The sequence below is a fragment of the Sphingomonas sp. LH128 genome (genome assembly GCF_000293195.2).
Classification (GTDB): domain Bacteria; phylum Pseudomonadota; class Alphaproteobacteria; order Sphingomonadales; family Sphingomonadaceae; genus Novosphingobium; species Novosphingobium resinovorum_A.
In genome coordinates this window covers 1-7488 of record NZ_ALVC01000207.1, presented here as the reverse complement: position 1 = coordinate 7488, position 7488 = coordinate 1, and the positions used below count along the sequence as shown (strand labels likewise).

General features: G+C 63.5%; 4 protein-coding genes and 2 pseudogenes. 2 read left to right on the top strand and 4 right to left on the bottom strand.

The window, feature by feature from the left end:
- The 3 genes and pseudogenes from LH128_RS16795 to LH128_RS16785 all read right to left on the bottom strand — a co-directional run.
- Window positions 1–235, bottom strand: a pseudogene (locus tag LH128_RS16795) (LLM class flavin-dependent oxidoreductase); the annotation flags it as partial.
- Between the two features lie 47 nt (window positions 236–282).
- A complete protein-coding gene (locus LH128_RS16790) occupies window positions 283–2586 on the bottom strand; it encodes a TonB-dependent receptor (RefSeq protein ID WP_051211510.1) in 2304 nt (767 codons plus the stop codon).
- A gap of 398 nt (window positions 2587–2984) precedes the next feature.
- Window positions 2985–3878: a LysR family transcriptional regulator gene (locus LH128_RS16785; RefSeq protein ID WP_036523373.1), complete on the bottom strand. Its 894-nt coding sequence runs from the start codon at window positions 3876–3878 to the stop codon at window positions 2985–2987.
- 100 nt (window positions 3879–3978) lie between these two features.
- On the opposite strand from LH128_RS16785, the gene LH128_RS16780 reads away from it, so the two are divergent.
- Window positions 3979–5013: an aldo/keto reductase gene (locus tag LH128_RS16780; protein ID WP_008830856.1), complete on the top strand. Its 1035-nt coding sequence runs from the start codon at window positions 3979–3981 to the stop codon at window positions 5011–5013.
- Between the two features lie 13 nt (window positions 5014–5026).
- A complete protein-coding gene (locus LH128_RS16775) occupies window positions 5027–6256 on the top strand; it encodes an MFS transporter (RefSeq protein ID WP_008830855.1) in 1230 nt (409 codons plus the stop codon).
- A 150-nt stretch (window positions 6257–6406) separates the two neighbouring features.
- Here the strand turns inward: LH128_RS16775 and LH128_RS16770 are convergent.
- Window positions 6407–7347 (bottom strand): annotated as a pseudogene (locus LH128_RS16770) (formylglycine-generating enzyme family protein).
- Window positions 7348–7488 lie beyond the last annotated feature (141 nt).

The following is a 7488-nucleotide window of genomic DNA, read 5'->3' as shown; positions in this document are numbered from 1 at the left end:
TCAGCGGCTCCAGCCGGTTCAGGTAGTGCGGCGGCGAATCCTTGGTGATGTACTGGCTGTCGACGATGAACACGAAGTCGAACTTTGCGGCCTCGGCCTTGCGCACCTGTTCGATGTACCACCGGATGTTGACGCTGGCGTCCGCCGGAATGTCGGGATCGAGCCAGCGGTTGTGCTGGCCGGGACCGCCCGCGCCCATCGTGACGAGGCCGAGCTTCAAGGTTCTTCTGGTCATTGCCGTAACTCCTTTGCCGGATGGTCGTTCGGTGATTGCAGTCTGGCTCACAGGCGCCCCTTGAGCGTCAGCCCGTACATGCGCGGCTCACCCAAAGCGCCCTGGACGATGCCGTTGGAAGCGCTGACGGAGAGCGTGTTGAAGTAGTTCTTGTTGAACAGGTTGCGTACCCACAGGGAGGCTTCCCAGCGGTCATCGGGATCGCGCACGCCGCCGTGCAGGCCGACCAGCGTGTAGCCGCGCACCCAGGTGAAGGGATCGAGGTTCACCGCCGCGTAGAAGCCCGAACGATAGCTGATGTCGCCGCCCGCGAAGGCATCGACGTTGCCCACCGAATGCAGGTATTCGGCGTTGCCGGTCAGGGCGAGGCGCGCTGCGCCCGAAGCGCGGCGGCCCGACAGGTCCATCGAGGACAGGTAGGAATAGAGGAACTGCGAAGGCGCGTTGCGGTACGAGCGGTATTCCGCGTCGTTGTAGGTTCCCGCGACGCCGATGTTCAGCCCGTCGAACGGCTGGGCGCGGGCATCGACCTCGACACCGCGCGATCGCAGCTTGCCGACGTTGCTGATGTAGCCGACGGCAGGCGTCACCGCGTAGTTGACGAAGTTCGCCTGGTAATTGCTGACGTCGGCCCAGAACAGCGCCAGGTTGAATTCCGCCTTGCCGCCCAGCAGGCGCGTCTTGATGCCCAGTTCGTAGTTGTCGACCTTCTCGGGCCGCACGAAGATGTCCACGCCCAGTGACTGGCGCACGAGGTTGATGCCGGGCGACTTGTACCCGCGCGAATAGGACGCATAAGTATGGACGTCGCTCGAAAGGTCGTAGGCGGCGATGGCGGTGCCGGACACGTTGCTGGTGTTGTCCGACGCGGTGTAGGCGCCCGCAGGCGCATAAGCGGCGCGCAGCGCGGCGACGGTGGACCGGATCGCCGGATCGAAGCTGGAAAGGAGCGCGTAATCGCCCGTGGCGTAGGCTTCATAAATGCCGGTCTTGTGCTCGTAAGTGTAGCGAAGACCGCCCGTCAAGCGCAGCGAGGGGGAGATGTTCCATGTCGCCTGCCCATAGGCCGCATAGCTGTGGGTCGCGGGAAGGACGTGATTGTACGATGTCAGGCCGTCGAACACGGCAGAGGGTAATGTCGATACCGATGCCGTCGGCGTGTTCGCGGTGGTCAGCCACGTTGTCGCGTCGCGGCCATAGCGGTTGATGACGTCGTCGTCGGCCTCCTGCCAGAAGAAGTAGAGCCCCGCAGTATAGTCGATGGTTTCGCCGCCCTTGGATGCGGCGCGCAGTTCCTGGCTGAACTGCTGCTGTTTGGTGGCCACCACGCTGTTGGTGATGATGTTGGCGCCAAACTGGTCGCCGTCGTAATTGGGCACCCATTTCCAGTTGCGGTATGCGGTGATCGAGGTCAGCGTCAGCGGGCCGACGTCCCAGTCCGCGCGGGCCTGAACACCCCAACTGGGCATCTCGTCGTACTGCGAGGAGTCGATGTCGGTCTTGCGGTCGAAGGCGTTGACGGTGCCCGGCGTGTATCCGACGTCGGCGGCACGGCGGTAGAACCCGCGGACCTGCGCGCCGTTCGCCAGTGTCGTCGGCAGGACGCCGGCGATGCTGGTAAAGCCGACGTCGCCCTTCTGGATGCTGTAGTCCGCGATCAGGCGCAGCTTGAAGTCCGCGCTCGGCTTGTAGAGCAGATCGAACCGCGCGGCATGATTGTCGAGGTTGTCCCAATGCTCGCGCTGGGTGGTGTTGTAGATCAATCCGTCGCGCCGGTTGCGCAAGTACGAGACGCGGAACGCCAGGTCGTCGCTGACCACCCCGTTGTACGCGAAGTAGCCGCGCACCTGGTTGTAGTTGCCGTAGCTCAGCTCCGCCCGCGCTTCCTGCTGGAACTGCGGCTCGCGCGTGGTGATGTCGATCGCGCCCGCAACGGTGTTCTTGCCGAACAGGGTGCCCTGCGGCCCGCGCAGGACCTGAATGCTTTCGATGTCGATCAGGTCGGTGATGACCGATCCGGTACGCGGCCGGTAGACGCCGTCCACATAGAGCCCGACGCCCTGTTCGAGCCCGTCGTTGGTGCCGCCGGCATTGGTGCCGATGCCGCGGATCGTGATCGTCTGGTTGCGGCCGCTGAAGCCCTGGATATTGAGGCTGGGGAGCTGCTGAACCACCTGCTTGAGCGAGCTGACGCCCTGCGCCTCCAGCTGGCGGCTGGAAATGGCGGAAATCGCGATGGGAACGTCCTGCGCACTTTCCGTGCGGTAGCGCGCGGTCACGGTGATTTCGCCGATGTCTGCGTCAACGGCCGCTGCATCCGCCGGGCCGGCGGCTTCTTCGGCCGAAGCCACTTGAGGAAAAATTACCGCAGAGACTGCAATCGCGGACGCCGCGCTGGCGAGCAATCTGTGTCTTCTTCCAGAAAAAGTCCTACCGAACAACGCTTTCAAACCAACCCCCTCATTCGATGAATGCGGAGCGGTGTGACGGATATATGTCTACTTAATCAATAGACATAGTCTGAAGTCTATATGACTTTGGCTCAAGTGCGGCTTTTGCTTGGTCGGAGTGGCGAGAAGCTTTTAGCGAAAGCCCGGCGCATCCTTCGCCACCGCGCTATGCTGATGACGGCATTTGACAGGAGCAAGCGCATCATCCTTGCATGGATGACGTCGTCGATTGACCGAGGGGCCGGTTGTGCTGAACATCTATTCAGTCGGCAGCCCAAACCCTGGAGCACCGAACCATGTTAGATCAGGCGCTCTGCGAGAAAATCCACGAAAACCCTGACCCGGGCCGGTACATTCGCCCCGCCCATAAAAACAGCATGGATTGTTTCGATGTCGCCCGGATTATAGTCTTCCAATATCGCCACCAACTGGCCTGATGCCAGCTCGGGTTGGACACTGAACCGCCCCACGCGGGTAATGCCGACACCGTCGGCCGCGAGCTGGCCCAGCGTCTCACCATTGTTAGCCTCGATCGTGCCGCGAACGCTCAGCGCATAATCCCGCCCATCCTTGCGAAACGGCCAGACGGGTTCGGCCCGGCGGAAATTGAAGTTAAGGCAATTATGGCCATGCAGATCCTCTGGTATCGCCGGTGTGCCGTGGCGGTGCAGATAAGCCGGCGAAGCGACGATGACCCGGCCGTTTTCGCCCAGCTTGCGGGCGGTCAGCGGACTGTCGGTCAGGGGGCCAAAGCGGATCGCCACATCTGCCTGTCCTGCGGCGATGTCGACCAGCCGGTCGCTGAGGCTGATATCGACGATGATATGCGGATAAATCTGCGCAAACTCGCCGAGCAACGGCACGATGCACAGCCGGCCATGAGAATGGGCCGCGCTTACCCTCAGCCGCCCGCGCGGGGCGCCGCGATCGGCGATCGACTGTTCGGCTTCGTCGAGATCGGCGAGGATGCGCCGGGCGCTGCCGAGATAGGCCTGTCCCTCGGCCGTCAGCGTCAGGGCGCGGGTGGAGCGCAGCAACAGGCGAACTCCCAGCCGATCCTCGATCCGGTCCACCGCGCGGCTGACCGCCGAGGGCGTGAGGCCCAGCAGCCGGCCCGCAGCCGAGAAACTGCCTTCGGAGATCACCGCCGCGAAGGTTTCCAGCGCCCGTGCCCGATCGGCGTGGAAGGGCATCTTTTCATCCAATGCAAAGATCTTTCGCCTTTCGCCCCGCTAAACGGAGGCCATTGGCTATTCCATTTATGCGTGCATCACGGAATGAAAAGGGATCACAATGGAATATCGGCAACTGGGCGCATCGGGCCTGCGGGTACCTGCGCTGAGCTTCGGCACCGGCACATTCGGCGGTTCCGGCCCCCTGTTCGGGGCCTGGGGCAATAGCGACGCGCAGGAAGCGCGCCGTCTGGTCGATATCTGCCTCGACGCCGGCATAACCCTGTTCGACACCGCCGATGTCTATTCGGGCGGAGCGTCGGAAGAAGTGCTGGGCGCGGCGATCAAGGGACGGCGCGACGCAGTGCTGATCTCCACCAAGCTCGGTCTGCCGACCGGGGACGGCCCGGGCGACTGGGGTGTATCGCGCGGCCGGCTGATCCGCGGCGTGGAGGCGGCGCTGAACCGTCTCGGCACCGACTATATCGATCTGCTGCAACTCCACGCCTTCGACGCCTCGACCCCGGCGGACGAATTGCTGGCGACGCTGGACGAACTCATCCGCGCAGGCAAACTGCGCCATGTCGGCGTTTCCAACTATCCCGGCTGGCAGTTGATGAAGGCGCTGGGCGTGGCGGATCGCCATGGCTGGCCGCGCTTCGTGGCCCATCAGGTCTACTATTCGCTGATTGGCCGCGCCTACGAGGCGGACCTGATGCCGCTCGCTGCAGATCAAGGCGTGGGCGCACTGGTGTGGAGCCCGCTCGGCTGGGGACGCCTCACCGGCAAGATCCGGCGCAGCAGCCCGATCCCCGAAGGCAGCCGTCTACACCAGACCGCCATCTTCGCGCCACCGGTGGAGGACGAACATCTCTACCGGGTCGTCGACGCACTCGATGAGATCGCGGCGGAAACCGGCAAGACGGTTCCACAGATCGCGCTCAACTGGCTGTTGCAGCGGCCCACGGTGTCGTCGGTCATCATCGGGGCGCGTAACGAGGAGCAGTTGTGCCAGAACCTTGGCGCTGTGGGTTGGTCACTCACGACAGAACAGGTCGCCCGGCTCGATCAGGCCAGCTATCGGATGCCCGCCTACCCCCATGCACCCTATCATCAACAGGATGGTTTCGCCCGCCTGAACCCGCCGCTTGTCTGACGGGAGGAGTATCATGAAGATCAATCCACCACTTCTCGCGCTGGCGGCTGGGGCCTTCGGCATCGGCGTCACCGAATTCGCACCGATGGGCCTGTTGCCCGTCATCGCCGCCGACCTTGGTGTCTCGATCCCTTCGGCCGGTCTGCTGATCAGTGCTTATGCGATCGGCGTGATGCTGGGCGCGCCGCTGATGACGCTGACCACCGAGCGATTGCCACGCCGCACCTTGCTGATTGTGCTCGCCGCGATCTTTACGGCGGGCAACCTGATGGCAGCGCTTTCCGGCAGTTATGGGATGCTGCTGTTCGCGCGGATCGTCACGTCGCTCAACCACGGCGCCTTCTTCGGCGTAGGATCGATCGTCGCTGCCAGCCTGGTCCCACCCCAGCGGCAAGCCGGCGCGGTGGCCGCCATGTTCATGGGGCTGACGATCGCCAATGTCGTCGGCGTGCCGCTGGCGACCTGGGCGGGCGAAGTCATGGGGTGGCGCTCGGCGTTCTGGGGCATTTCCGTGCTCGGTCTGCTGACTATCGCGGCGCTGCGGCTGACCTTGCCAGATATGCCTGCGCCAACGGACGGGGATGCACGCTCCGAACTGCGGGTGCTGATGCGTGGTCCAGTGCTGGCGGCGCTGGGTCTGACGGTGGTTGGTGCGAGCGCGATGTTCACCGTGTTCACCTATATCACCCCGATCCTGCGCGAGCAGACCCATGGCTCGATCGGTTTCGTGACGGCAATGCTGGTGGTCTACGGCGTGGGGCTGACCATCGGCAACTGGCTGGGCGGGCGCTTTGCGGACCGATCAGTCGATGTGACTCTCATCGTGACGCTGGCTGCGTTGACGGCGGTACTGGCCGCCTTCGCCTATGCCATGCCTTACGCAGGGCCGACCGCCGTGCTCATCTTCCTGTGGGGCATCGCCAGCTTCGCACTGGTCCCGCCGCTGCAGGTCCGCGTGATGAGTGCCGCCGCCGATGCACCGAACCTCGCTTCCTCGATGAACATCGGCGCCTTCAATCTCGGCAACGCGATCGGCGCCGGGCTGGGCGGAGGAGTAATTGCTGCAGGCTTCAGCCTGCCCATTGTCGCGATCGCTGGAGCGGCAGCGTCGGGCGTCGGCTTGCTCGCCGTGCTGATGAGCGCTCGAAAGTCTCCATCAAGTCATGTCGGGCTTCCTGAAGAGCTTTGCAGTGAAATGGGTTTAACTGAGGCGTGTGTACGAATATCCCGGGCCAGCCCTTAAACGGTCAGATTGCTTACGGCCATCATGGACCTTCATGATGGCTAAGCAGAACGTCCGAACCCGGGGTTCGGAAATTGACGCCCGAATGACAGGAACGGGTCGTCCGTCGACAAAGCCGGTATTAGCAAAACCCAAATTCAGCTCGACTTTTCAGTACGCTGAATGGCTACGAATGACGCAGCGAAAACCAATATGCGAGGTCGATGTGTCGATCATTTCGGGGTGGCGCGCGGCGGGACGGTAGCGCTGGCAGTAGTTGGCCGCGCACAAGTGCGACCCGCCTTTCAACACCTTGCGGCCGATCCGCAGATCGGGCCGGGCCGGATCGAAGCTGTCCCTTAGCCTGGCACCGCGCGGGTTGCTGAGGGTGCAGCACGATTGCCCGCTCTTCTTTTTCGCGGGCGCCTCGGGCCGGTCGCTCCACCAGTCGCAAGTCCATTCCCAGGTGTTGCCGATCATGTCGAACAGGCCGTAACCGTTGGCGGCATAAGTCCCGACCGGAGACGTCCGCTCCCATCCATCAAGCATCTGGTTGGCGAAAGGGAACAGGCCTTGCCAGTAGTTCGCCATCATCGTGCCGCCGGGCGCCAGTTCGTCGCCCCAGGCATAGTCGGCTCCTTCGAGACCGCCCCGCGCGGCGAATTCGAATTCCGCCTCGGTCGGCAAGCCCTTTCCCGCCCATGTCGCATGGCTTCGGCATCGGCGTAAGCGATCTGGACAACCGGATGCTCCCATAGGCCGAGACTGCCGATGTCGCTTCCCGGTCCCAGCGGATGGCGCCAGTCGGCGCCGAATTCAAACCGCCACCAGTTGCCTGGATCGGAGGTATCGACTGGTGTTGACGTCTTGTGGAACACCAGCGCCCCGGCGCGGTCCATTCCGGGCAGCATCCCCGGATAGTCCTTGGGATCGGGTGCGATCTCGGCGACGGTGGTATATCCCGTCGCGTCGATGAACGCCGCGAACTGGCGATTGGTGACAGGCGTGGTATCGATCCAGAAGCCATCCACCGAGACACGGCCCAGCGGCGCTTCCTCGGGATAGAAACGCTCCGACCCCATCGTGAAGCTGCCGCCCGCGACCCAGGCCATGCCAGGCCGCACCTGCATTCCGTCGTCGGCATCCTGATAGGCGATGCTCATGTCAGATTTCGGTCCCGGCAAGCTTGAATCTGCCCTCCATGCCCGTCACCGGGTCAGATAGCCAGCCTCCACCGCCAGACTGTGCCCGGT

Excerpts from the sequence above, each read along its gene's own strand:
- LH128_RS16785 (WP_036523373.1), bottom strand. The coding sequence starts at position 3,878 with ATGCCCTTCCACGCCGATCGGGCACGGGCGCTGGAAACCTTCGCGGCG.
- LH128_RS16780 (WP_008830856.1), top strand. The coding sequence starts at position 3,979 with ATGGAATATCGGCAACTGGGCGCATCGGGCCTGCGGGTACCTGCGCTG.
- LH128_RS16775 (WP_008830855.1), top strand. The coding sequence starts at position 5,027 with ATGAAGATCAATCCACCACTTCTCGCGCTGGCGGCTGGGGCCTTCGGC.